The organism is Bradyrhizobium sp. ORS 111, from assembly GCF_045571485.1.
Classification (GTDB): Bacteria; Pseudomonadota; Alphaproteobacteria; order Rhizobiales; family Xanthobacteraceae; genus Bradyrhizobium.
The window spans coordinates 2,694,592-2,719,061 of the sequence record NZ_CP120701.1 but is presented as its reverse complement, the minus strand read 5'-3'; the positions used below and the strand labels follow the sequence as shown (position 1 = coordinate 2,719,061).

Here is a 24,470-nt window from a genome sequence, read left to right as displayed (position 1 = left end):
CACGCGTCGAGGCCGGCTACTTCAAGTAGTTCGCCAGGCTGAGGCTCTGGATCTTGGCGATCGCCGAGTAGGACGCGGTCAATTGCGTCTGGTAGGTCGACAGTTGCGCAGTGACGGCCGCGACGTCGACATTGGTGAGGTCGCCGCCCAGGGTTTGGGCGAAATTCTGGTAGTCGCTCTGGCTCGCGCTCGCCGTTTCGATTTGCGATGCCGCGGTCGAGAGCTTCGCCTGCACGGTGGACACCGCATCGAGCGCGCTGCCCGCGAGGTTCAGTGCCTGCGAGATATCGCTCGATGACAGCGATGTGCTGTTGCCGACGAATTTCAGCACCCGCATCACCTGCTCGAACGCCGGATTGTCGGCGGTGACGCCGTAGGAGACGGTCTGGTTGTCCGCGACCCGGACCGACGCGATCTCGCTGTCACCATGGTAGTAGCTGGTATCGGACGTCGTCAGCGATCCTGTCCCGCTCGAAAAACCGGTCAAATCAACCGGCGCCGTGTCGGTGCGGGCGCCGCTGAAGATGTACTGCCCGTCATACTGCGTGTTGAGCAGCCCGCCCATCTGCGACAGCGCCTGCTGGGCCGAGTTGATCGCCGAGGTTGTCGCCGTGCTGCTGCCGGTGGTGGCGGCGCTGAGCTGCGTGCGAAGCTGGGTGATGATGTTGGTCATCGTTCCGACCGCCGAATACATCACCTGCACCTTGCTATCGGCGACGTTGGCGGCGTCGATGTAGGACTGCGAACGCGTCACCGAGACCTGCAGGTTGATCACGCGCTCCGCATCGGCCCCATAGCCGGCGAAATCCTGAGATTTCTGCCCCGAGGATTCCTGCATCTGCTCATTGGCCATCACCGCCTGCATCCGCAGCGCGCTCGCGATCATCTGGTCCGACAGTGCGAAAGTAGCAACACGCATCACCATGAGCGCAGCCTCACTCTCAGCTTGCCGTCTGCAACGCAGTCATCAGTGACGAGAACATGCTGTTGATCACCTGGATCAACTCGGAAGCAGCCGCGTACTTGTTCTGCAGCGTGCTCAAATTGGCGGTCTCCTCGTCGATATTGACGCCGGACTGCGAGGACAGCGAGCTGGCATAGGTCGACTGTGCGGTCTGCTTCGCGGTATAGGCCGCCGACGCCTGGGTTGCCTTGCTGGCGACGTTGGCCACGATCGAGGCTGCGTAGTCGGTGAACGAGCCGGTCGTGGCCCCGAGCCCGCCGGCCATGGCGAAGCTGGTCGCCCCCGTCAACGTACTCTGCAACGCGTTGATCACGGTCGCCGAACCCGGCGACAGCACCTGGTTGCCGGCGGTCAGCGTAGAGGATGAATCGAGCGTCGCCGTCGGCAGCCCAGCGGCGCCGCTGAGGATGTCGCTGCGCACCGCGATGTCGGATGCGCCGGTTCCGGTCAGCAGATCATTGAGACCAAAATAATCCGAGAAGCCTTCGCTGGAGCTGCCGACTGAGCTCGTCATCTCGTTGATCGCGACGCCGTTCGCCGACCCGCTCGCCGAGATTGTCAGTTTCCCATCGGCATTGATCGACGCCGACAGGCCCGAAATGCCGTTGATCGCGGTGACGAGATCGCCCACCGTCGCATAGGACGACAGGTCGAGGTCCTGATACGATACCAAGTTGCCACTCTTGTCCGCGACCGCTATGCGTACCGTGCCGGTTGCCGCAAACGGCGTCGAGCTGCTGACGGTGGCCGTGCTCGTCAGGTTGGTCGGCGGTGGCACCGACGTCCCCTGGTTCGACACCGCGTTGACGCTTGCGGTGAGCTGCTGCGCGAGCTCGTCGAGCTGCGACTGTGCGTCCGGCAGGGTCTGATCGCGCAGCGTGACCAGGGCGCTGATTTTACCCGAGGTGATCTGCGAGGTGATGTCGACCCCGTTCACCGTGATGCCGCTGAAGCCGCTGGAGGGGCCCGCACTGTAGGTGGTGGTCGCCGTGACATTAGCCGCCGGCGTATAGCTCAACGGATGTGCGGTACTGTCCACCAATGCCTGCCCCGAGCCGGTGTAGACCTGCAGGTCGCCGTTCGACGCCGTGAAGTAACTTACGTTCGTCATCGATGCGAGGTCCTGCAGCGCGATGTTGCGCTGGTCCTCGAGGTCCGCGGTCGACTGTCCGGCGGCGGCCTCCTGCTTGATCTGCGCGTTCAGGTCGGAAATCTGCTGCAGGTCGGAATTGATGTCGCTGACCGACGAAGCGATATCCTGATCGGCGTTGGCGCGCAGCTTCTGGATCCCGCTCGAGGTATTCTGCAATTGCGTTGTAAGGGCATTGAGCGCACCGATCGCATTTGATTGCAGCGACGCACTGTTCGGCGTGCTCGCCAGGGACGACAGAGCCGTCTGGAACGCCGCCAGCGTATTGGCAAGCGATGTGCCGGTCGAAGAGCTGCTGGCGCTCGAGGTGCTGCCATAGAGCTGCTCGACCTCGGTCAGATAATTGTTGGTGGCATTGGCGGCGCCGAGATCGGACGTCGCCCCGACCAGCGATTTCAGGAGCAGCTTGTCGACGGTGCTGCTGATTCCAGTGACGATGACACCGGTGCCGACGCCTGCGGTGACAGTGCTGACCTGGTTGGCGGCCTTGTCGGTATAGCCCTTGGTATCGGCATTGGAGATGTTTGCCGACGCCACGCTGATCTGCACCTGCGTGGCCGAGAGCCCGCTGAACGCAATGCTTTGCGCGATGTTGAGCGACGACACGGCGAACTCCCCCTGGCGCAGGCCCGATCAGGCGCGGACGTTGGTACCGTACGAAATCGCCGAGGTAACGCGCCGGCCGCTGGCGCCATACGGCGACACGTTGGCGATCTGCTCGCGGATCGCCTGCATAATCGCCTCGATCCGGCGGTTGCTGGCGTCGATCGCCGCGCGCAGCCGCAAGACGTTCTCGTCCATGGCTACGCGCAGCCGCAAGATCCGCTCCATGAGCTGCTCGCGCAGCACGCGGTCCTGGACATTGAGGTTTGCCGTCTTGCCGACAGCTTCCGCCACGCTTTGCTCGAACAGGTTGGCCAGCCGGTTCTTCTCGCCAACCTGCTTCAATCGCGACGCCGGCAGGCCCTTGGCGAGCTCGACGTTCTCCTCGTTCACGATGGCGATCAGACCGTCGATCAGCGCGATCAACGCCTTTGCGCGCCCGTCGCCATCAGCGGGATCGAGCTTGATGTTGCCTGCCGGTGTCATGATGTCACTCCCGTTCCTGCTAATGTCCGCGACGCAGGGCGCGGATAGAGTGCGCGCCGCGTCCGTATGCGGTGATGGCCGTTGCCCGGAACATCGCCCGGATGATTTCGTCGTCGAGCCGCGCGCATTCGCGCATCAATTGGTCCCGCACTGTACCGATGTCGTCGAGCAGCGCGCAGAGCTGTGTCCGATCGTTCGGCTGCACCGAACCAGCTCGCGCCTGAAGCCGCCGAAGCCTGAGCAGCAGGCGCCTGCTCTCACTCGTTGTGGGGACTATCATCGCGACACCGCCGAAATCAGCGTGTCGAACATCTTGTCGACGGTGGTGATCACCTGCGACGCCGCCGAATAGGCCTGCTGCGCCGAGATCATGCTGGAGAACTGGCCGCTGGTGTCGGTGGTGCTCGACTCGAGCTCGCTGCCATAGACCGTTCCGGCACCGTTGGTTCCCGAGGTCTGCAGCGTCGCGTTGCCGGACTCCACCGTCGACGAGTACATTCCGTTGCTGCCCGCGGTCAGCCCGTTCGGATCGCTGAACGTCGCCACCGCGATCTTGTAGATCGCGATGGTCTGGCCATTGGAGTACGTGGCGTTGACCACACCGTTCTTGCCGACCGAAATGCTGCTCAACTTGCCGTAGGCAAGGCCGTCCGAGTTGATGCCCGTCAGGTTGACCGCCGGCGTGGTCTGGCCCGACGCGTACTGGGTCAATCCGTCGGTCTTGCCGACGGTGCCGAGATTGAGCGCGATCGTGCTGTTGGTGGCCCCGTCAGTCCAGCCGGTTACGAAGATCGCCGGTGGGCTCGGCGACGTCGAGGCGAGCGAGCCGTCGCTGTTGAACTTGATCGTCGCCGAACCGCTCGTGGTGCCGGTCGTTGTGCTCGAATCGGAAGCGAGCGTCGGATTGCCGAAGCTTGCGGTCCAGGTGTTGGCAGCCGTCTTCTCCCACGTGATCTGGATAGAGTTCGCGGTCCCGAGCGAATCGTAGACAGTCATCGAGCTGGTGAAGGTGGCATTCACTGCCGCATCGGACGGCAGGTTGGCCGCAATCGTCGTCTTGGTGGTCGCGCTGCCGCTGGTGGAAGCCACCTGCGTGTTGATCGGCGTCAGGCTGGCGGCCGAGGCGTTGCCGACGATATTACCGTCCGCGTCGGTGCGCCAACCCTCGAGGTAGTTGCCGCTGTTGACGAGATAGCCCGCATTGTCGGTGGTGAACGCACCGTTGCGGGTATAATGGGTCGTGCCGCCCGATATCGCATCGGTCGTCACGAAGAAGCCGGCCCCCTGGATCGCGACGTCGGTGGCGTTGGTGGTTGCGGACAGCAATCCCTGCTGGGTGATGTTAGCGCGGCCGGACACCGTGACGCCGCCCGACGTGTACGAGGTGGCGCTGCTCGACGCCGTCACCAGATCCTCGAACATCGCCGAGGTGGTCTTGTAACCCGTGGTATCGGCATTGGAGATATTGTCGGAGATCATCGCCAGCGACTGGCTCTGCGAATTGAGCGCCGAGATTGCCGAGGAAAGCGCGCCAGTGAGGCTCATGATAAAACTCCGATACGATCAGGACGAGACGCCGATGATGTTGGCAGCGCTGACGGGAACGCCGTTCACGAGCAGCGACGGCGTCGAGCCGGAGGCATCGATCCCGGTCACCGTTCCGGTCATCGTCGTGTAGTTGAGCAGCGAATTGCCGGCGGAGTCGGTCGCAGTCACCTGGATCGTGTACTGGCCGCCATTGCTGAGTTGGGTGCCGTTCGTGGTCTGGCCATTCCAGGTGAAGGTGTTCGAACCGGCGTTTCCGGTGCGACTGCCGGTCCACACCGTATTGCCCGACGAGTCCTGGATCGCGATCGACACGTTGGACGCCGCCGACGAGAGCGAGTAGCCGAACGTCGCCGAACCGTTGGTCAGCTCCGCTGTATTCGTCTTCGCTTCAACGGTGTGGCCGATATAGTTGACCGAGTTGAGCGTCACGAGGCTCGAGAACGAGCTCGCAAGCGACGTCATGCTGCTGTTGATCGACTGCTGCTCGGTAAAGTTGGCGTAGGACGTGAGCTGATTGATGAAGTCGGTCGTGCTCGTCGCGTTGAGCGGATCCTGGTTCTGCAGCTCGCTGACCAGCAGATTGAGGAAATCAGTCGAGCTCATCCCCATCGACGCGCTCGACGCTGACGTCGACGCGGCGGACGAGGTCGCGGCTGATGTGGCCGAGGATACGGTCATGACAAGGCTCTCTTCGCCGCGGGTTAAGCGACGGAACGCGTGTGAACATCGTGGTCGAGAAGGTCGTTCGCAGATGAAACGGATGACGCGCCGAATTCAGGCGCGGATTCATGCGTATGGAATCACTTGATTAACCGGCAGAATTTGCCGTGTACGTCGCGCAACGGACTCTCGTGGCAGCGTGTCATGCGCGCGCGGAGTGAAGCGGATCAGACGGGGCGAAGCCCGAGGTGATCAGAGCGACAGGCTGATCGGCAGGTCCGGCTGATCCAGCAACGCAGCCAGTGCAGGCAACAGGCAGAGTGCCAGGAGCAGCACAGGCAGGACCTTTCCGGCCGGCGCGGATTCGCCGGAAGCTTCGGCGTCCTTCGGCTCGTCCACGGGGGCGTCCGGCTCTCTCGGCAATTTCTCTGCCGCAAGCACGATGCGATCGACAAGACCGGCAGGCGCCCGGACCGGGCGCGCCTGCAATGCCCGGCGGACCGTGCCCGCCTCCTCGTAGAGCGCCCGCGCCTCCGCCGAAGACGCCAGAAGCTGCACGGCAGCCAGCCGTTGATCGTCGGGCCAACGGGACAGGTCGTCCCCCAGCCGGTCGATCAGGTCTTCGAATGTCGCAACATCCATCGCGCGCGCAGATCCAACCTCGTCGCCAAGGCCGTCATAAAGCATTCGCGAGACGCCGGAAATCAATTTCCGCCGTCATGACACCACGCCGAACATGGTGTCCACCGGACTGTCGCTTCCCTGCCGGAACGGCTATCGGCCATTCCGAGCCTCGGGCCCGGGCCACGCCGGCTGATTCGCAATCCGGCGGACGGTTCAGCCCCGGAGGGCTGATTCGGTCATGTTGGCCTTAGCGGCCCCGGCGGTCGCGTCGACATATTTCCAGGCGTCGCGGAGTTCCGTCAGGCTGGCGATGATGCGCCGGAAGCTTTCCTTGGCGTGCGGCCGGCCGTAAGTGCGCAGGCACGCCATGATCAGGGTGTTGTAGGTCCGGTACAGCCGGTCAGCCAGGGCACCGCCGCGGGTGAAGTCGAGATTGTGGCTCAGCCCGCGCAGGATCGCGGTGGCCCGGGTCAGGTAGTCATGACCTTCCTCGAACCGCTTGGCCTCGTGCGCCTCCTGCGCCTTCTGCAGCAGCGTGATCGCGCCATCACACAGCATCACCACCGCCTTCAGCGGCGGCACCGCCACCGCGGCGGATCGATAGGCATTGTTGGCGCGATGGGCCGTGGCATTTTGGGTCATCAGTTCTTGGATCCCGCGTTCAGGAGTGCTTGCAGGTAGCCGAGCGTGTTGTTCGCACTCTCGATCGCCGCCTGGTAGTTCGCATATTGGGTTTGCAACTGCGCCTGGTAGGTCGCGGCGTTGCTCTGGATGGTGCTGACCTGCTGCTGCATGTCGGTGTCCTGCGATTGCAGATTGGAGATCATCGTCTGCAGCGAGCCGGTGGTGATCGCGTTGGTGTTGGCAATCTGATAAATCTGTGCCGCCAGGCCCGACGTCGAGGTGACGGTGATCGATTGCGCCGTCGAGCCGGTGTAGGTGAAGGCCATGCCGGCATAGATCGTTCCCGCATTGCCGATGATGCTGTCGCCCATCACCGAGAATTGCGAGCTGTCACCATTGACCGACGCCGACGTCAAATTGCCGCTGGAATCAACCGCAAGGTCGAGCGTGAATGACTGCGGCGACGTCCCGGTGTTGACGACGTTGAGCTGGCTCGACGACGTGGTGGTTTGCGCCGACAGGAGTTGCGTCACACCGCTCAGATTCGTCGACAGCACGGTGGACAGGGTTCCGGCGTCGAGCTGCAGCTCGTTGTTCGAGTTGAAGGACAGGCCGAGGTCGGACATGGTCATGCCGCCGACCGAACCGCTCAGCACCTGCTGGAGCTCCGTCATGATATCGCGCATCGTGCTGTCGCCAAACAGCACCGCGCTCGACGATGCGGTGCCGTCCGAGTTGGTGGCGGACTGCGCGATGACCTGATCGCGAAACGCGTTGTAATCGGTCACGAACGTCTGCAGCGCAGACGTGATCTGGGTGGTGTCGGCGCCGATGCTGATGTTCAGCGTCGTGCCGCTCGGCGTCGGCTGCAACAGGTCGAAGGTGACTCCGGACAAGACGTCGGAAATATCGTTGCTGTTGCGCGTCAGCGAAATGCCGTCGAGAGCGAACTCCGCCGATTGGGCCTTCTGCAGCACATCGGTGAATGCGCCGGTCGAATCGGTGACGCCAAGCTTGTTGAGAACGTCGTCACCCGATGTCGATGAATAGCTGATGTCGGCCGCATCTTGGGTTCCGGTCAGCACCATCTCATAGGAGCCGCTCGACACCTGAACGATCGAGGCCTGCACATTGGTGGTCGAGCTTTGCGCGTTGATGGCGTCGACAACGTCCTGCATGGACATGCTGCTGTCGACCGTGATGGCGGCGCTGCTGCCGCCGGCCAGCCCGAGCGAGAACGTTCCGGCATAGCCGAGCGCGGTCGTGGCGCTCGACTGCGCGGCGCCGATCACCTTCTGCGCGGTTGCAAGCTGGGTGATCTGGAGCGTGTGGTCGCCGGTCGCCGCGCCATTGTTGACGCTCATCGACAGCGCCGAGGAGGCGCTGACATCGCCGGTCGAGGAGATGGTGGCCGCGCGCGTCGCGAAAGCATTGGTTGCGAGCGAATTGACGATCGACGTAGAGAGCGATGTCAGCCCCGACGCCAGCGTCGAAAGCTCGGTCTGCAGGGTCTGGTAAGCGGAAATCTTGGCCTGGTTCGCCGTGATTTTGGTCGTGATCGAGGTCGCCTGTGCCAGCTTGACGTCGACCTCGGCCTGGATCAGGGCGCTCCAGTCGATGCTGGTCGAATTGGTCGTGCCCGTGGTCGTGACATTGCTCGCCGAGTTCGCTGAACTCGTGCTGGCAGAAGACGTGCCCGTCGTCGCGCTGCTTACCGTCATCTCAACACGTCTGTCGCAATGGGAAACGGGCCGGCGCTCGGCCGGCCCGTCCCAGGTTGGCTATTAGCCGAGCAGCTTCAGCAGGTACTGCGGCATCTGGTTTGCCGCCGTTTCCGCCGACACCGCGGCCTGGGTCTTCACCTCAGCCGAAGACAGCGTCGCCTGCTCGGCGGCGATGTCGACATCCCTGATCGCCGAATTGGCCGACTGCAGATTCTGGGTCTGAGTCGAGATCGAGTCGGCACTGAAGTTGAAGCGTGATTCCTGGGCGCCGATCTCGGCGCGGGCGGACGACACGGTGTCGATCGCGGTATCGAGCGCCGACAGCGCGCTGGTGGCGTCGGACAGCGAGCTGACGTCGAGCGAAGTCAGGCCCAGCGAGGACGCGGTCAGGGTCGACAGGGTGATCGTGATGGTATCGGCGGACGTCGACCCGACCAGCACCGAGACGCCCGAGGAGAACACGCTCGAACCGTCCAGCAAGCTCTGGCTGCTGTAACGCGTGCCCGAGGAAATCGAGTCGATTTCGCCCTTGAGCTGCGAGAATTCCGAGTTGATGTAGGCGCGGCTGGAGTCGGTCACGGTGCCCGAGGCGGACTCCGAGGCCAGCGACTTCATGCGGGCGAGGATGTCGGAGATGTTGGACGCGCCGCCATCGGCGGTCTGCAGGATCGAGGTGGCCTGCGACGCGTTGGTCGCGGCCTGCTGCAGCGTGGTTATGTCGGACGAGATGCGGGTCGAGATCGCGAGGCCGGCGGCGTCGTCGGACGCCGAGGTGATGCGCGAACCGCTCGACAGCTTCGAGAGCGCGCTGGTTTCCTGCTGCGAGTTGATGTTCAGGTAGCGCACCGCGGCGTTGGCCGCCGTATTGGTCGAAATTGCGGGCATATAGAGCTCCTGTGCTGATGGGCATGGATGCCGCATCGTGAAAGAGAGGTGACGCGGATCCAGCCCCCGTCCGACCGATCAAACGGAGCGGCCGCGGGTGGTCAGGCGCGAAATCTTCAGAAGCCAGGCTTTATGGTTAGCAGTCGGTAAACGCCTTGCGCAGGTCGCGCTCGTGTCGTCGCAGCATCTCTCGCAACTGTTGCCGCCCGCGCTTCAACAGCGACTCCACCGCGGCCACGGTGGTGTCCATGACCTCGGCGATCTCGCCGTTGCTCATGTTCTCATGATAGGAAAGGATCACCGCGACACGCTGCTGCTCGGGCAACCGCTGCATCGCGACCTCCAGGAGATTGCCGATCTCGTTGCGCTCGATGACGCTGGAGGCGTCGAGCTGCGTGTCTGCGACCTCGGGCACCGCGTCGACATTCTCGGTGCGCGGCTTGCGGCGCAGATCGATGCAGCGGTTGCTGACCACGCGATAGAGCCAGGTCGAGAACTTGGCGCGGCCGTGCTGCCAGCGGCCGCGATGCGTCCACACCTTGAGCATGGTGTCCTGCACAACATCCTCGGCATCGGCGGCGTTGCCGACGATACGCAGCGCAATGGCATAAGCGCGGTCGACGTGACGCTCGACGAGCAGACGAAACGCAACCTCGTCGCCGGCGGCGAGACGGTCGAGCAACTCCTTGTCTTCGTCGTGGATCTCGACGGTATCGAGCGGGACAGCATCGGCGACCGCGGGAACGTCGCTCCATGGAGGCGTCGCCTCGTTCGGCGCGACCGCAGCACTCGCCGTCTCGACGTCGGTCGATGCCCTCATATCAAGCGCGTAGCTCATCCCCCACTCTCCAACCCACGCCGATGGTACACATCCCAGGCGGCTTCTGAGCGTTGAACGCAGAGGCTGAGCAATTCAGGCGAACTTTTTTCGTTATTTTTCAAATGCTTAGCTGGCGCTTTTTGCCGACCGCCCGGCAAAAGGTGCCGCCTCGCCGGCGCGCGCGGAAGACTTCGGCATGGTTGGAAGCAGTCGTTCAGCATCGCCTCGATTTCCGCAGCACAGATGATCGCGCCGGAAAACGCTGTGGTCACACGAACTAACGCCACTCGAACACAGGCATGCGCGCAGCATGCGGATCATCGATCATCGCGTGGTCGCTCGCTTGCATTCGATGAAAGCGACTAGGCAATTTTTTCCGAATCACCAACTCGACGTTATCGATTTTTTTGAATCTGTCAGTCGTGAAGCGCGCGTTCTGGAATCTCGCGGCAACTTTTTTTGAATCGACGCGCCTGATTTGTCGCAACGATGCGTTCAACGCATGAGGACTGGCGGGGGTTTTGCGCATGACGATCGTGACGCTCGACGCGACGCGTCGCGCGCGAAATGTTTCTGCATGTTCGTTCGATGTTTTCGATACATTTCTTTTACGCGCGTGCACGACACCGGATGGCGTATTTGAAAGGGTTTTTCAGCTTTCGTGCATTGCTGAAAAATTTCCGGATATGTCCGTCAGTTTCGTTCAGCATCGAATCCAGGCCGAAGCGCGTGCGCGCAAGCTCGCGGCGGAGCGCCGCGGCTCTGCGGAAGTCCACATCGCAAATATCTACAAGTACTTTCCGTTCAAGCTGTTCGGCCTCAACCGCGACGCATTGCAGGATCTCGCCGAGATCGAATTTCAGGCCGAGCTCGAACTCTGTCGCGCCAATCCGGAAATGATCCAGCAATATCTGGACATGAGGCGCAGCGGTTTTCGCGTCGGCTTCATTTCCGACACCTACTGGAATTCCGATCAACTCGCGGAGCTACTCCGCATCTGCAGCCCGGGGTTGACCTGGGACTTCCTCTACGCATCCTGCGATCATCACAGCAGCAAGAGCGAGACGCTGTTTGCGACCTATCTCGCCGAGCAGGGCGTCGACGCAGCGAATTCGTTCCACATCGGCGATAACGAGAAGGCCGACATCAAGGGCGCGCGCCGTCACGGCATCCGCCCGCGCTACTATCCGCAGGCGAGCGCGGCGTTGGCCTCGAAGCTGCAGCGCGAGACATCGATGTTCGAATTGCTGTGCCCTGCGCAGCCATCGCGGCTCGATCACGGCGCCCGCACGCTGCGGCGCGCGGTCACAGCGCAAAGCGCACAACGCTCCCCCGGCTTTCATCTCGGCGTGACCGTGCTGGGGCCGGTGATGGCGGCATTCGACGCGTTCATCGACGCGCGACGCACGGCTCTGGCCGAGCAAGGCGCGCGGGTCGCAGTCGGCTTTCTCGGCCGCGACGGATTTCTGCCACATCGCGTCTGGCAAGGCGGCCACGGCGGCAGCGGCGCTTATCTCGAGGTCAATCGCCGCGTCAGCCTGGTCGGATCGGCCGATACTCTCGAACCTCTCATCGAGCTGCTGAGCCGGGTGGTCAAGATCGATACAGCGACATTCGCGGATATCGTCAAGGTGCAACCGCCGGCGGTGACGGCATTCTTCGCGCAATATCCGGATGGCATCGCAAGCGGCCGTGATCTCGCCGACGCCCTGCCCGGTCTGATGGACACGAGCGAAATCACCGACATCGCCGCCGGCGTCCGCGCGCGTCTGCTCGCCTATCTGCGCGCGACGATCCCGGATTTCGATCGCTGCACCGACCTGATCCTCGCCGACCTCGGCTATTCCGCGAGCGTTCAGAAGTCGCTGCGGCGCATCTTCGACCGCGAAGGCATTCGCATCCGCCTGCACGGTGCCTATCTGCTGACATTGGACGATGCCTTTGACGACATCGCGGACGACGACACCGCGCAAGGATTGATCTCCGATCGCATCGTCACACCGCATATCAAGCGCATGCTGATCCGCAACGTCGCATTGCTGGAACAGCTTTGCTGTTCTGCCGAAGGATCGGCGCGAGATTATCGGGATGGCGCGGTCCTGCGCGAGGGCGACCAGCGCCCGGCCACGCAACTGGCTCTCGGCGCCGAGATCCAGGCCGGAGCGCTGAGCTACGCCTCGCGTGCCCGCGAGCTCGCACCGCGTTACGCATTGCGACCCTATGACGATGCGGCAACGACCGCACGCTGGACCGCCGCCATCCTCGGACGACTGCTGCTGTTGCCGGACGATGACGAGCTCCTGCTGCTCGGCGGCGTCATGCACGACGTCAATCTCGGCACCCAGGCATTGGCGCCGTTGCTCGACGCCAACTTCGTCAACAACTGCGTCGTCGCGCGCGGTATCGGCACGGCCTGCACGGCGCCGGCTCCGCCGATGTGGCTCGCCGGCAGTTTCGCGGCGCTGTCGCCATCGTACGGCTACCTTTACGCGCTGTTCGGCGCCAACCGCCTGCCGCCGAACGTATTCGGCGAGGCGCGATGCGGCACGCTGCGGGTCGGCCTGTTTGGCGGTGACGGTCAGGCCTCTCTGGAGGCCATCGACGTCTATCACAGCGGGCTCGGCGAGCTTCGGCTGCGTATCCCGCTGTCGCGCCGCATGGCCGTCGCGACGATCGCCCTCCCGCTGGCGACACTCGCGCGCCAAGGCATGCTCCATGGCATCGTCGTCCAACACGGCGAGACCATCGCAATGGCGGCCGAAGCTTCGGATGTGAAGCCGATCCACGAAGGGCGGCTCGTCTACGCAGGCATAGAGAGAACCGGCCGTAACTTCCGCGCCATCAACGACGAAGGCATGCTGCTGATCCCGGTCGATGCCTTCGAGGACGATATCGCGATCTACACCGTGGCCCTGACATCGCTGAGTCACGACCGCATTCTTGCAGTCGACGACGGCAACATCGACGGAGTCCCGGCGGCCACGCTCTCCTGGCGTGCGCCCGCGACGAACAGTCATTGATTTGTCCGCCTGATCTCGCCGCCCCGCACGTAACAGTTAACGAGGGGTGGGCGTGAGCATGACATCGGCTGACATGACGCAAGCGGAAAGCTTGCCGGACAATCTCGACCAGTTGTTGTCGTCGAACGGCATCCGCCTCGGTGCCGCCCAGCGCCGGCGGCTCGCATGGCTGGCGCAACGCCTCGGCGGCACCACTATCCATCAAAGCGGCTCGGTTCCGGCCCCGGATAGCCACGTCGTCATCGTCGTCGAACCGCCGAGCGGGCCCGCCGCCGAAATGCTCTATCGGTCGCTTCGCGCCAATTCTGCGGTTGTAATCCCCTTCGGCGAAAATCCAGCGTTCGACTTCCTTAAGTCCAAGCTGACCGACTTCGGGACGATCGGGCCGAGCCTCGATGGCCCGCACGAGATGTGGTGGGGCGGTCTCAACTGGCGCGCGATCGTGCCCGACGGCGGCTCCCGGACCAGTACGCCGCTGCGCGTGGTGTCCTGCTATCCCCGCGCATGTGGACACGACCAGGCACGTCGGCTCCGCGACAAGCTGGCCGAGTTCGAGATCGCCTCTGACATCGCACCGATCGAAACGGTCGACGGCGAGCACATACGCGCATCCGAAAGGACTGCCTTCATGCTGCGGATGTGGCACGAGCACCGCGAGCCGCTGCTCTTCATCGAGGCCGACGCAACGCTCAGCGAGCCGCCGCGGCTACCTTCGTGTCTCGATTGCGATATCGCGCTTCACAGGTGGAACCGGTGGGAAATGTCGGCTCGCACCCTCTTTCTCGGCCGCTCCCCCGCAGCCGAGGCGCTGCTGCAGACCTGGCATCACATCGCCAGCGCCTATCCGCAAGTCTGGGAAGGTTACCTGCTCGATCAGGCCTGGAGCCTGACCTCGTCGCAGGTGCCGCTCGATACGGTGTGGCTGCCACGCTCGTATCATGCGCCGGCCGAAGACCTTGGCACGCCTCGGCACACCGCGGTCGTTCACAATCTGCCTGTCGACAGCTCCGATCTCGGGCCTGACGCCGAATTCGGCATGGCGATGCGAACCGCACGGCGCGCCAGCCGCAGCGGCGGTCGCGACTCGATGATCGTGGTGAAGTCAGAGACGATGGCGAGCGACGTGATCACGGTGATCATGCGCGATATCGCAACCAGCGATGCGCGCGAGGTGGCGGCCAGCATCGAGGCCGTGACTGAAGCGTTTGCCGCCGATTGCGGCGGGTTCGGCCGGCTCGAACTCTCGCTGTGCTCCTGGCAGGACGATGTCCGCACGGCCAAGTCGGCAGCCCGGAGCGCGAACAACCGGATCATCGAGATTGCGCCGTGGCAGACGCTCCCTACCGACCTGTTCCGGACGGTGGGACAATCCCGGAATGCCGGAAGCGTCGTGGTCATGGCCGGACATCGCGGCTGATGCCGGCAGCAAATGATAGCGGGAAAGGCCACAGCACCATGAAGACCATCATCCTTCTGACCGGCGTCGCCAACCAGCAATTCGCGCTCCGCGAACTGTTGAAGGCCCACAATCCGGCCCTGTCATTCCGATGCGCGGTCACCGCCGACGATCTCGCCGCGATCGAGCCCGAGGTGCTGCGGGACGCCCGTCTGCTGGCGTTCACCACCGGCGTGATCGTGCCGCGCACGACCCTGGCGGCACTCGGCCATGGCGCCTACAACTTCCATCCCGGCCCGCCGCAATATCCCGGCTGGGCACCGGCGCATTTTGCCCTCTACGACCAAGCGCGCATGTTCGGCGTCACGGCCCATGTGATGGCCGAGCGCGTGGATTGCGGTCCGATCGTTGGCGTCGAGTTCTTCATCATTCCCGACAAGATCGGCGTGCGCGGGCTGGAGCAGATGGCCTATGTGCGGCTCGCCCATCTGTTCTGGCGGATGTCGCGCGACTTCGCCTGCGATCCCTCGCCGCCGAACGCGTTGCCGGTCACCTGGTGCGGGGTCAAGAGCACGCGGCGGATGTACCGGGAGATGTGCGACCTGCCCGCCACTATCAACGCCGCCGAGCTGGCTCGCCGCATCAGGGCGTTCCACGACGACTTCCGCGGCATCCCGCTGACCTACAGTCTGCATGGGATCCGCTTCCAGCTCGCGACCGCGCCGGCGCAAGTGGCGGCGGAGATCGCTTCGCCGCCGCTCGCCGCTGCATCCTGACCACGCGACGGGACGCGCTTCCTCTCCCCGTCCTTACGGCAGGGCTATCGCATATGCCGCCTTGGGCGGCTGCGCACGTCCTCGGCCTCGTGGTTCGAGACGCGCCGCAAGCGGCGCTCCTCACCATGAGGGTCTACTATTGTGCCGCAGAGCGAGACCTCATCCTTAAGGAGCCCGCCAAAGGCGGGCGTCTCGAAGGATGGCCGCAGGGCCCTTTTCTCCCAAATGCAATTTGCCCTATCCCTTGCGGGGGAAGGTTGGGCTGAGGGGTTGCCCACCGCAGACACAATCAGATTCGCGAGGGAACGCATCTCGCGATGCGCTCCGGCTTCTCCCCGTAAGCTGGGCGAAGCGAAGTGCGAGCCCGTCCCCGCGCCGATACGAAGTCATCCAGCTCGAGCGACAATCTCGGCTTCGCATGCTTGTTCGCGCGGCCCCGTCCGCTCGAGCTTAGAGTTGATGCCGAGCCGATCGAGCAGCTCGGCATCGCGGTCACGCTGCGGATTGCGCGTGGTCAGCAGCACGTCACCAATGAAGATCGAATTCGCACCGGCAAGGAAACAGAGCGCCTGCAATTCGTCGGTCATGTATTGTCGTCCGGCGGAAAGCCGCACCACGCTCTGCGGCATCAAGATGCGGGCGACCGCGACGAGGCGTGCGACCGCGATTGGATCCGGCCGCTCCGCGGTCGCATTGACCGGCACGCCCTTGACCTCGTTCCAGAGATTGATCGGAACGCTCTCGGGATGGGTGGGCAGATCGGCGAGCAGCACGAGCATGCCGAGGCGGTCGGCGACCTGTTCGCCCATGCCAATGATGCCGCCGCAGCACACCTTGATGCCGGCCTCGCGCACATGGCTGAGCGTATCGATCCGATCCTGTAGCGTCCGCGTGGTGATGATCCGGTCGTAGTGCTCCGGGGATGTATCGACGTTGTGATTGTAGAAATCGAGCCCGGCGTCGTGGAGCCGGCTCGCCTGGGCAGGCGTCAGCATGCCCAGCGTGACGCAGGTCTCCATGCCGAGGCCCTTGACGGCGCTGACCATCTCGCAGACCTGATCGAGATCGCGATCCTTCGGATTGCGCCACGCCGCAGCCATGCAGAAGCGCTCCGCACCGGCATCCTTGGCACGCTTCGCGGTCGCGATCACGTCCGCCTTGTCCATCAGGCGTGTCGCCTTCAGGCCGGTGTCGTAGTGAGCGCTCTGCGAGCAATAGCCGCAATCCTCCGGGCAGCCGCCGGTCTTGATGCTGAGCAGGCTCGCGGTCTCGACATGGTTCGGATCGAAATAGGCGCGATGGACCGTTTGCGCGCGAAACATCAGGTCGGAGAACGGCAGGCCGTAGAGGACTTCGGCCTCGGCGCGGGTCCAGTCGTGACGGATGGGCTCGGGATGATTCCCATTGCCCTGTGATGCGCCCGTCGTGTCAATCATAACGCTCATTCTCCGGTTTTCGGCATTCACGCCTCGGCAGCCTGGCGCGCCAAGGCCGATGCATCTGAGCTGGAGATATGCGTCCATTCCATGGCGCGCAGTGGCCGCAGCGGCCACCGCGTCGTATTTTCATGGCGAGGTATTATCTGCGGGTCTTTCGCCGACCCGCCGTCGGGACGCCCAGCGTCCGGCCAGGCCGGCTCAGGGCAGAATCGGCGGGTGATAGCTGAAGGTCGCCATCAGAATGGCGGCCAGCAGCATCACGATCGGGAAGTGGATGAAGAACTGCACCGACGTATAGCCGATCAGATCCTTCGACTTCAGCCCGAGAATGCCGAGCAGCGGCAGCATCCAGAACGGGTTGATGAAGTTCGGCAACGTCTCGGCGATGTTGTAGACCATCACCGTCCAGCCGAGATGCGCGCCGATGTCGTTGGCTGCCTTCATGATGTAGGGCGCCTCGATGATCCATTTGCCACCGGCCGACGGCACGAAGAAGCCGAGCAGCGCCGAGTAGATTCCGACCAGGAACGAAAACACGGTGGAATTGCTGGAGGCGCCGACGAACCAGTGCGCGATCGTGTCGGACAAGGTCGTGCCGTGGCTGTTCGGCACCTTGGTCAGGATCTGCGCGATGCCGGCATAGAAGGGAAACTGCAGCAGCACGCCCGAAACGCTCGGCATCGCCTTGGAGAAAGATTCGATCAGGCTGCGCGGCCGCCAGTGCAGCACGATGCCGAGAATGAGGAAGACGAAGTTGTAGGTGTTCAGCCCCGACAGGGTGATCAGCGGATTTCCGGATTCGAACGTCTGCCAGAGCCATCCGCACGCGAGGACGGCAATCAGGATGGTCAGGATCGGGCTGAACTCCAGCCAGTCGCCGGGGCGGGCCGGCTTCTTCGCCTCGATGCGATCGTCGCCGAGAGCAACGCCGAGATCCTCCGCCGTCTTGGCCTGTTCAGATGCCGGCGTCGTGAAATAGCAGATCACCGCCGATATCACTGTCACCGCCGCGACGGTGACCATATTCTGCCAAGTCAGGATGGTTTCCGAGAAACCGATCACGCCGGTGATCGGCAGAAGCGAGGCAGGAATGCTGCCGGCGTTGGCCTGAAGCTGCGCGGCCGACGACGTGATGCCGAGCGTGAAGCCGCAACCAAGCCCGAGATAGCCGGCGGCTCCGGCCGCGCGATAGTCGAGCCGGATGTCCGAGCGCCGCGCGATCTGGCGCACCAGCAGACCGGAGAAGATCAGGCTCAGGCCCCAGTTCAACAGCGACAGGAAGATACTGAGCATGCCGACGAAGACCACCGCGCCGCGGCCGGTCTTCGGCACACTGGCGAGCCGCGCAAGGAGCGCGGCCACCGGCGGCGACATCGCCACCACATAGCCGCCGATCGCGACCAGCGCCATCTGCATGGTGAACGGAATCAGATTCCAGAACCCGTCGCCGAAGGCACGACTGACCGCGAGCGGCGAACCGCTATGCAGGATCGCGCCGACCGCAACCGCAATCACCGCGATCAATACGAAAACATAAGCATCCGGAAACCAGCGCTCCGCGAAGGCCACCAGAGCCTGCGAGAAGCGGGCCATGATGTTATCAGCAACAGGTTTTGGTAAGGCTATGGTCTGGTCATGCGTTGCGTTCGTCATCAATCTAATCCCCCTTCTGGTGACGCGGCGACAGCCTTCAGGTCTGCGTTGGTATTCAAAGTGCGAGCGTGAGATCGGTCAGGGGCACGGCCTGGCAGGCGAGGCATTGTCCCTCGCTTCCATCGACGGGCGTGAGATGCGTGAACTGCCCATCGACGACCTGCACCGCACAGCTCTCGCATTGACCGACACGGCAGCCGCTCGGCAGCGAGACGCCAGCCGCATTCGCCGCGTCGAGCAGCGTCCCCTGCTCCGGCCCCCAGGAAAAACTCCGCTCGCTCTGAGCGAGCCGAATGGTGCGCGGAACGAGGTCACTCGAGACCGTTGGCGGCGACACAAAGCTTTCAGCAAAGATGTCGAAGCGCGGCACGCCGAGCGCCGCCACTGCCTCGACCTGAGCCGCAACGAACTGCGGCGAGCCGCAGATGTAGACAAGCGGACGCCGCGCCGACCATGGCTTGACCAGCTCAAGATCAAGCCGCCCCTCGTGCAACGAATCGCGACCAACCCGATCAAGTGCAAGCGGCGCGGAATAGAACGTCACCCGCTTCAGCTCGGGCGTGGCGGCTTCCAGCTCCGCGAGCCGCTGTGCAAAGGGATGCTCGCGGCTGCTGCGGCAGCCGTGGAGCAGCAGGATCTCGGGAACGCGGTCGGGCGGCGCAACGCGTTGCAACGTCTCGAGATGGCTCATGAACGGCGTGATGCCGATGCCGGCGGCGAGGAAGATCAACGGCCGTGGCCCCCTCAGTGGCGGCGTGAAGATGCCACCCGGCGGCTCCAGCACGACCTCGTCTCCGACGGCAAGACCATGCAGGCGATCCGGCATGAAGAGCGGCGCGTCGCGGCTGCGTGCTTCGTCAAGGAAGCGCCCTTTCACTGCGATCGAGAGGACGCCCAGCGTGCCACCCGGTCCGGTCAAGGAATAGGCGCGCTTCTCCGGAAAGCCGGGCAGCGAAGTTATGACATGCTGGCCTGGCAGGAAGTCCGGCAACGGATCGCCGTCCTGCGGCAACAGGTCAAACGCCACGACATTGTCGGCTTCAATGCGGCGCCCGGCGACCACAAACCGTCGCTGGCCGCTCCACACGCCGCGGCTTGCCACGGCGTCGCGCCTGATGTCGCAGACCGTCGCGCGCAGCGGAACGGAGCCGCTGACGGGATCGCGCACATCGTCGTGCAGCACGGCATTGATGTTGGGCGTGCGGCTGCCGACGGCCACGGAGCGATCGCGGCCGAGCGGCGGACAGTCCTCCCACCAGCCGAATTCCGCCACGACGACGCGCTCGTCGAGCGCGGCATTGAGGCACACCTTCAAAAGCACGTCGCCGCCGCGCGTCGCCACCACCGCCCAGTCGCCCTCCACAAGCCCGCGCGCTGCAGCGAGCCGCGGACTGATCTCGACGGCGGGATCGGGCGACTTTCGCCGCAGCGAAGCGACGTGGCGATATGACGTGTGCACGAACCATCCGCTCTTGGCCGTCGTGAGCACAAGCGGAAAGCGCTCGTCCGTCGCTGCCGCGAATGGGCTTTCGGCGGGTTCGACATGATCCGGCAAGGGACCATAGCCGTGCCGAAGCATTAGCTCCGAATAGAGCTCGACGCGGCGCGTCGGCGTCGCAAAGCCTGTCACGGTCCCATCGTCCCGTGTCACGGCGTATTTCTCGTCGCGGAAGCTCTGCGGGAAGCGCCGTCCCTCCGGATGGCGGCGCAAGTCGTCGACGCCGATGTCGAGCGGCGCCAACTGGTAGTTCCAGCCGGCCTTGATATCACCGCCGAAGAATAGCTCACCCATTCCGAGCTTCACCGCCAGCGCCGCGGCTATCTCGTAGTCCGCCTTCACGTCGCCGACCGGCTCGACTACGCGTGAACGAAACTGCACGGTTTCGACCGCCTCTTGCGTGATCTCAAATCCGATCTTGAGCGCGTCGCGCTCCCACGGCGTACTTGCCGGCAGAACGAAGTCGGCGCTTTCCGCGGTCGGGTTCATGAACATGTCGATATGAACCTGGAATTCGAGCGCCTGGAGCGCCGCGCGGTTTCGCTCCGAATGCCCCTGCGAGACCACGAAGTTGGTGCCGAAAGCGACCAGCGCGCGCACCCGGTAAGGCTCGCCATCGAGCACGGCCCTGCTGAAGTCGCGCGCCGTGATCCATCCCTTCGCGGGCGGGCCGAGCGGCAGTTCGGCAAGGCCGAGCGCCTTGGCCTGCTGCTCCGGCGGCAGGATGTTGTAATCGTTGAGGGCGCGGGTCGGCAGCGGGACCGGCCAGCGATTGCCGCCGGGCCGATCACAGGCGCCCGTCAGCGCATAGAGCGTCGCGATCGCGCGCTCGATCGCGGTCGCGTTGGTGTGCTGGCCGACGCCAGTCCAGGAGTGGTAGGCCAGTTGTCGCCGACCAGCGAACAGAGCGTTGAAGGCTTCGACGTCACCGATAGGAAGCCAGGTTAGCGCGGCGACACGCTCAGGCGTGTAGTCGGCGACTCTCTCCGCCAGCAACTCGAACGCAGTCTTCGCTGCGATCAGGCGGCCGTCGCGCGCGCGGATAGACAATGCTCCGCGCAGTTGGCCGCCGGTCTCCGGTGCATAGCGCGTATCGCAAGGCACAGGTGAGCCTGTTGCGTCGAGGCGAACGAAGCTATCCGGCGCGCCCTCCAGCCGCAGCGTGTCGGCGCGAAGAAAGCGCCCCGTCGCACAATCGACCAGTAGCGGCCCGTTGGTCCATGCATTGACGAAATCTACGTCGTACGCGCTGGTCGCGATGAGGTGATGAATCGCGCCCAGCGCCAATACAGCATCGGCACCAGGACGGATGCGCAGCCAGAGGTCCGCCTGCTGGCCCGACCCGTTCGGTTTGGGATCGACGACCACCACCTTCGCGCCGCGCCGCCGCGCGTCGGCGACCCGCGTCGCCTGGGCAAGCCAGGTGCGGGCCGGATTGTGGCCCCACAACACGATCGCATCCGCATTGTCGTAGTCGGGGAAGCCGATGCCTCGACCGAAGGTCAGGGCGTGGGCATAATCCTTGTGCCACCCGCAGATCTCGACCGCGTAGATGAGATTTGGGCTGCCGAAGCCGCGGATGAAGCGCTCGACCCATTCGAAGCTGTCCACCATCGGCGTGCCGCTCGGCGTGGTGACGCCAAAGGCAACCGCTTCGGCGCCGCTCTCGGTGCGGATCGCACCGAGCCGCCCGGCGATCTCGGTGAGCGCCTCGTCCCAGGACACCTCGACCCATCCCGGGTCGGCGGCATCACGCGGGTTCGTCCGTTTGAGCGGCACGGTCAGGCGGCGCGGGCTCGCCACGATTTCCGGCGCCGCGCGCCCCTTGGCGCAAAGGGCCCCGCCCGTTGGATGGTTATTTAATACCTCCACGCCGACGAGGCGCCCGCCTTCGACGACGCTGACTGCGCCACAGCGCGAGCGACAAAGCGTGCAATAGCCGGGTAGCCGTTGTTTCACGTTGGTCTCGCTATCCAGGTAGATGTAACGCATCTTTGTAATGCGTTACACATTTACGTCACACACTACTCGCCCGGTCAAGACTAAGTAATAATCAAGGGCGAATCGAAGCTCCCGAACGCGAGGCGGCCGCAACCATCCATGGACCAGAATTTGCGAGAGCAGGTGCTGCAGCGCGTGCGCGCCGAGATCATTTCCGGGCAAAGCGCGCCCGGCACGATGTATTCGGTGCCCAGCCTGGCAGCGAGCCTCGGCGTCTCCTCGACGCCGGTGCGGGAAGCGCTGCTGGAGCTCAGCCGCGGCGGGCTGGTCGAACCGATGCGCAACCGCGGCTTCAAGGTGGTGGAGCCGACACTGACCGAGTTGCGCAACCTGTTCGACATGCGCGAGGTGCTCGAGCTGCACGCAGCCGCGCTGCTCGCCGCCCATCCGCCGCAGGATCTTCCAGCGGTGCGCGAATGGGCCGATCAGATCGCCAAGGCCGTCGAAACCGACGACATCCAGCTCTATCTGGAAGCCGACCGCAACTATCATCGCGAATTCATCGCGGCCGCCGGCAACGACCTGCTGACCGAGATGGTGATGGGCCTGCGCGACAAGATGCGGCTCTACGGCATCAGCTCGCGCGCCGGCCTCGAGCGGCAGCAGGCATCGGTCCCCGAGCACTATCGGCTGATCGATCTGGCGCTTGCGGGCGAGGCTGCGGCATTGACGACGCTGCTAAGGAGCCACATCCGCTCCTGGGAGCCGATCTTCGTCGACGCGCTGCTACGCTCGAAGGAATACGCCCGCGAGCCGCTGTTGAGACAAGCGCGCACCTGACGGCGCGACCCGACGCCGCCGCTCGCGCGGCGAACCGAGCACGTTATCTTCCGATTCTAGCGGAAAATAAAACAGGCCCTTGACGGGCCATCACTTGAGAGTGGTGGGCGCACCAGGGCTCGAACCTGGGACCCGCTGATTAAGAGTTCAAAATCAGCGCTTCGCTGCAATTTCTGAATCCACGACGCGCTACGACGATGCTCGAGAAGTCCTTTGTTTATGGGCATTTCTCGCATAGCTTCGCAGTTCGTCGAACCCGAACCCCCAAACACCCCGGTTTGCCAAAACCGTTTGAAAAACCGTTTTAGTTGACCGCTCCCTCCAATGAACAACACTCGCATTCTCCTGAGCGACAAGACCATCGCTCAGTTACCTACCCCGAAGGACGGATGGTACCTAGCCCGCGACACCGAGTTGAAGGGCTTCTTCGTCGTCGTGGGGCGGAGGAAAAGGACCTTCACTGTCCAAGGCGACCTCCGGCAAGGAGGAAAGCGGTCATCTTCCATCAGAGTCTCTATCGGTGATACGCGCGAGTTGACGACCCGAACCGCGCGCGCGATGGCGAAGGAATATCTGGCCCAGATCAGCAAGGGACAGCACCCGAAGGCGACAAAGGAAGTGGGGCACAGTGGCTCCGTCCCGGTCGGAAATACGGTCGGCGCGACTGTTACACTCAGGCAAGCATGGCAGCGATATCTGGTGGCCCATCTGATCCGAAAGGGGCGTAGTGAGAAGACCATAAGTGGTTATCGCGACCATGTAGAACGTCTCTTTGCGGAGTGGCTTGATACTCCATTGAGCGAACTTGCGATGGATCCTGCTCGTGTTGCGAACAAGCACGACGACCTCACGAAGCAGAACGGTCCCTATATTGCGAATGGCAGCATGCGAACGCTGCGCGCAATTTACAATCACGCTCGTAAGACCAACAGATCACTGCCGCGCGACAATCCAGCAGACGCTATCGACTGGAATGAGGAAAAACGTCGCGATACTGGCATGGGCATCAGCGACCTGACCGAATGGTTCAGGGAGTTGGCCGCTCTTGAGAATCCAGTCCGTCGTGAATTTCATCTGCTCACGCTGCTGTCTGGTTCCCGGACCACCGCGTTGCAGCAAGTAAAGCCAAGCCACATCGATTTTCACCGCCGGACTTTGCATATCGAAAAACCGAAGGGTGGCAGGAAGCGAGCTTTTGACATCCCGCTCTCCCGCGAAATGATCCTGTGTCTCATTCGGACAATCCGATTCGGCAGACAAATTTATCCGTTGCAGTCGCAGAAATGGGTATTTCCCGGCGACAGCGCGTCAGGGCATCTAGCTGAAACAAAGGAGGATCGGGGTACACTCTCGAAATGGGGCAATGATCTTCGCCAAACGTTCCGCACTGTTGCATCGGCTGCTGGAGTGTCCGAATTCGATGCGAAGCTTCTTATGAACCATTCGATTCCAGGCGTGAACGCCGGCTACGTTACCCGACAGAAACTCCTCGAGGATCACCTGCGCGGCCAGCAGCAAGCTATCAGCACTGCTGTATTCTCCGCTCTTGGTAAGTCGCTCACGAAAGATTCCGATTTGGGAGCTTGGCTCGGCCGATGGGCAAGCTGCCGTGCAGCCAGCAGAGTTCAAACGAAGCCAGACGTTCCGAGCAACGAACAAGACCGAGCTACCTCCGCGCATACCCGAAGAGGCTGAACTCATATATCGTCGATTTGCCGCGCGCCTGCTGCTCTGTGAGGCGGCTTATCGAGCTTATCGACCGGCGTCATTGTTCGATTCCCTACGTTAACGCACCCAAGACATCGTCTAAGCTGGCTCA

20 protein-coding genes are annotated in these 24,470 nt (G+C 63.4%); 5 read left to right on the top strand and 15 right to left on the bottom strand.

Features of this window, described 5'->3' with window-relative positions:
- Nucleotides 1-16: 16 nt before the first annotated feature.
- The 12 genes from P6U30_RS12335 to P6U30_RS12280 form a co-directional block, all read right to left on the bottom strand.
- Nucleotides 17-925 (bottom strand): flagellin, encoded by a 909-nt coding sequence (locus tag P6U30_RS12335; protein WP_407169287.1) that lies wholly within the window; start codon nucleotides 923-925, stop codon nucleotides 17-19.
- Between the two features lie 16 nt (nucleotides 926-941).
- Nucleotides 942-2,720: a flagellar hook-associated protein FlgK gene (gene flgK, locus P6U30_RS12330; RefSeq protein ID WP_407169286.1), complete on the bottom strand. Its 1,779-nt coding sequence runs from the start codon at nucleotides 2,718-2,720 to the stop codon at nucleotides 942-944.
- A gap of 27 nt (nucleotides 2,721-2,747) precedes the next feature.
- Nucleotides 2,748-3,203, bottom strand: coding sequence for a flagellar protein FlgN (locus P6U30_RS12325; protein WP_407169285.1), 456 nt, complete (start codon nucleotides 3,201-3,203; stop codon nucleotides 2,748-2,750).
- A 19-nt stretch (nucleotides 3,204-3,222) separates the two neighbouring features.
- Nucleotides 3,223-3,408: a hypothetical protein gene (locus tag P6U30_RS12320; protein ID WP_407169284.1), complete on the bottom strand. Its 186-nt coding sequence runs from the start codon at nucleotides 3,406-3,408 to the stop codon at nucleotides 3,223-3,225.
- Between the two features lie 71 nt (nucleotides 3,409-3,479).
- On the bottom strand, nucleotides 3,480-4,748 hold the full coding sequence (flgE, locus tag P6U30_RS12315) for a flagellar hook protein FlgE (RefSeq protein WP_407169283.1): 1,269 nt from the start codon (nucleotides 4,746-4,748) through the stop codon (nucleotides 3,480-3,482).
- Nucleotides 4,749-4,766: 18 nt separating this feature from the next.
- A complete protein-coding gene (locus P6U30_RS12310) occupies nucleotides 4,767-5,429 on the bottom strand; it encodes a flagellar hook assembly protein FlgD (RefSeq protein ID WP_407169282.1) in 663 nt (220 codons plus the stop codon).
- A gap of 234 nt (nucleotides 5,430-5,663) precedes the next feature.
- Nucleotides 5,664-6,098: a hypothetical protein gene (locus P6U30_RS12305; protein ID WP_407169281.1), complete on the bottom strand. Its 435-nt coding sequence runs from the start codon at nucleotides 6,096-6,098 to the stop codon at nucleotides 5,664-5,666.
- Between the two features lie 150 nt (nucleotides 6,099-6,248).
- Nucleotides 6,249-6,677, bottom strand: coding sequence for a flagellar export chaperone FliS (gene fliS / locus P6U30_RS12300; protein WP_407169280.1), 429 nt, complete (start codon nucleotides 6,675-6,677; stop codon nucleotides 6,249-6,251).
- Nucleotides 6,677-8,380: a flagellar filament capping protein FliD gene (fliD, locus tag P6U30_RS12295; protein WP_407169279.1), complete on the bottom strand. Its 1,704-nt coding sequence runs from the start codon at nucleotides 8,378-8,380 to the stop codon at nucleotides 6,677-6,679. Before fliD ends, fliS begins: the two co-directional genes overlap by 1 nt.
- Before the next feature lie 63 nt (nucleotides 8,381-8,443).
- A complete protein-coding gene (locus tag P6U30_RS12290; RefSeq protein ID WP_407151292.1) occupies nucleotides 8,444-9,268 on the bottom strand; it encodes a flagellin in 825 nt (274 codons plus the stop codon).
- 136 nt (nucleotides 9,269-9,404) lie between these two features.
- Nucleotides 9,405-10,106, bottom strand: coding sequence for an RNA polymerase sigma factor (locus P6U30_RS12285; protein ID WP_407169278.1), 702 nt, complete (start codon nucleotides 10,104-10,106; stop codon nucleotides 9,405-9,407).
- Between the two features lie 259 nt (nucleotides 10,107-10,365).
- Nucleotides 10,366-10,617, bottom strand: coding sequence for a hypothetical protein (locus P6U30_RS12280; RefSeq protein WP_407169277.1), 252 nt, complete (start codon nucleotides 10,615-10,617; stop codon nucleotides 10,366-10,368).
- A gap of 157 nt (nucleotides 10,618-10,774) precedes the next feature.
- Between P6U30_RS12280 and P6U30_RS12275 the strand changes: the two genes are divergently transcribed.
- The 3 genes from P6U30_RS12275 to P6U30_RS12265 are packed head-to-tail and all read left to right on the top strand — an operon-like array spanning nucleotide 10,775 to nucleotide 15,280.
- Nucleotides 10,775-13,108, top strand: coding sequence for a hypothetical protein (locus tag P6U30_RS12275; protein WP_407169276.1), 2,334 nt, complete (start codon nucleotides 10,775-10,777; stop codon nucleotides 13,106-13,108).
- A gap of 58 nt (nucleotides 13,109-13,166) precedes the next feature.
- Nucleotides 13,167-14,525, top strand: a complete 1,359-nt coding sequence (locus P6U30_RS12270) for a hypothetical protein (protein WP_407170437.1) — start codon at nucleotides 13,167-13,169, stop codon at nucleotides 14,523-14,525.
- Between the two features lie 38 nt (nucleotides 14,526-14,563).
- Nucleotides 14,564-15,280, top strand: coding sequence for a formyltransferase family protein (locus tag P6U30_RS12265; protein ID WP_407169275.1), 717 nt, complete (start codon nucleotides 14,564-14,566; stop codon nucleotides 15,278-15,280).
- Between the two features lie 386 nt (nucleotides 15,281-15,666).
- Here the strand turns inward: P6U30_RS12265 and bioB are convergent, their stop codons facing one another.
- From bioB to P6U30_RS12250, 3 genes are all read right to left on the bottom strand, one after another.
- Complete coding sequence (bioB, locus tag P6U30_RS12260) at nucleotides 15,667-16,716, bottom strand: biotin synthase BioB (protein ID WP_407169274.1); 1,050 nt, start codon at nucleotides 16,714-16,716, stop codon at nucleotides 15,667-15,669.
- Nucleotides 16,717-16,917: 201 nt separating this feature from the next.
- Nucleotides 16,918-18,372 (bottom strand): short-chain fatty acid transporter, encoded by a 1,455-nt coding sequence (locus tag P6U30_RS12255; protein WP_407169273.1) that lies wholly within the window; start codon nucleotides 18,370-18,372, stop codon nucleotides 16,918-16,920.
- Between the two features lie 55 nt (nucleotides 18,373-18,427).
- Nucleotides 18,428-21,862 carry a molybdopterin-dependent oxidoreductase gene (locus P6U30_RS12250; protein WP_407169272.1) on the bottom strand — a complete coding sequence of 1,145 codons (3,435 nt, stop codon included), beginning with the start codon at nucleotides 21,860-21,862 and terminating at the stop codon, nucleotides 18,428-18,430.
- A gap of 108 nt (nucleotides 21,863-21,970) precedes the next feature.
- Between P6U30_RS12250 and P6U30_RS12245 the strand changes: the two genes are divergently transcribed.
- Nucleotides 21,971-22,651, top strand: a complete 681-nt coding sequence (locus tag P6U30_RS12245) for a GntR family transcriptional regulator (protein WP_407169271.1) — start codon at nucleotides 21,971-21,973, stop codon at nucleotides 22,649-22,651.
- Between the two features lie 324 nt (nucleotides 22,652-22,975).
- Complete coding sequence (locus P6U30_RS12240) at nucleotides 22,976-24,346, top strand: tyrosine-type recombinase/integrase (protein ID WP_407169270.1); 1,371 nt, start codon at nucleotides 22,976-22,978, stop codon at nucleotides 24,344-24,346.
- The last annotated feature ends 124 nt before the right edge of the window (nucleotides 24,347-24,470 follow it).

Coding starts and splice junctions, on each gene's coding strand:
- fliD (WP_407169279.1), bottom strand. CDS start 8,380: ATGACGGTAAGCAGCGCGACGACGGGCACGTCTTCTGCCAGCACGAGT.
- P6U30_RS12250 (WP_407169272.1), bottom strand. CDS start 21,862: ATGCGTTACATCTACCTGGATAGCGAGACCAACGTGAAACAACGGCTA.
- P6U30_RS12280 (WP_407169277.1), bottom strand. CDS start 10,617: ATGCGCAAAACCCCCGCCAGTCCTCATGCGTTGAACGCATCGTTGCGA.
- P6U30_RS12310 (WP_407169282.1), bottom strand. CDS start 5,429: ATGACCGTATCCTCGGCCACATCAGCCGCGACCTCGTCCGCCGCGTCG.
- P6U30_RS12325 (WP_407169285.1), bottom strand. CDS start 3,203: ATGACACCGGCAGGCAACATCAAGCTCGATCCCGCTGATGGCGACGGG.
- P6U30_RS12290 (WP_407151292.1), bottom strand. CDS start 9,268: ATGCCCGCAATTTCGACCAATACGGCGGCCAACGCCGCGGTGCGCTAC.
- bioB (WP_407169274.1), bottom strand. CDS start 16,716: ATGATTGACACGACGGGCGCATCACAGGGCAATGGGAATCATCCCGAG.
- fliS (WP_407169280.1), bottom strand. CDS start 6,677: ATGACCCAAAATGCCACGGCCCATCGCGCCAACAATGCCTATCGATCC.
- P6U30_RS12305 (WP_407169281.1), bottom strand. CDS start 6,098: ATGCTTTATGACGGCCTTGGCGACGAGGTTGGATCTGCGCGCGCGATG.
- P6U30_RS12335 (WP_407169287.1), bottom strand. CDS start 925: ATGGTGATGCGTGTTGCTACTTTCGCACTGTCGGACCAGATGATCGCG.
- P6U30_RS12270 (WP_407170437.1), top strand. CDS start 13,167: ATGACATCGGCTGACATGACGCAAGCGGAAAGCTTGCCGGACAATCTC.
- P6U30_RS12275 (WP_407169276.1), top strand. CDS start 10,775: ATGTCCGTCAGTTTCGTTCAGCATCGAATCCAGGCCGAAGCGCGTGCG.
- P6U30_RS12255 (WP_407169273.1), bottom strand. CDS start 18,372: ATGACGAACGCAACGCATGACCAGACCATAGCCTTACCAAAACCTGTT.
- P6U30_RS12265 (WP_407169275.1), top strand. CDS start 14,564: ATGAAGACCATCATCCTTCTGACCGGCGTCGCCAACCAGCAATTCGCG.
- flgE (WP_407169283.1), bottom strand. CDS start 4,748: ATGAGCCTCACTGGCGCGCTTTCCTCGGCAATCTCGGCGCTCAATTCG.
- P6U30_RS12245 (WP_407169271.1), top strand. CDS start 21,971: ATGGACCAGAATTTGCGAGAGCAGGTGCTGCAGCGCGTGCGCGCCGAG.
- P6U30_RS12240 (WP_407169270.1), top strand. CDS start 22,976: ATGAACAACACTCGCATTCTCCTGAGCGACAAGACCATCGCTCAGTTA.
- P6U30_RS12285 (WP_407169278.1), bottom strand. CDS start 10,106: ATGAGCTACGCGCTTGATATGAGGGCATCGACCGACGTCGAGACGGCG.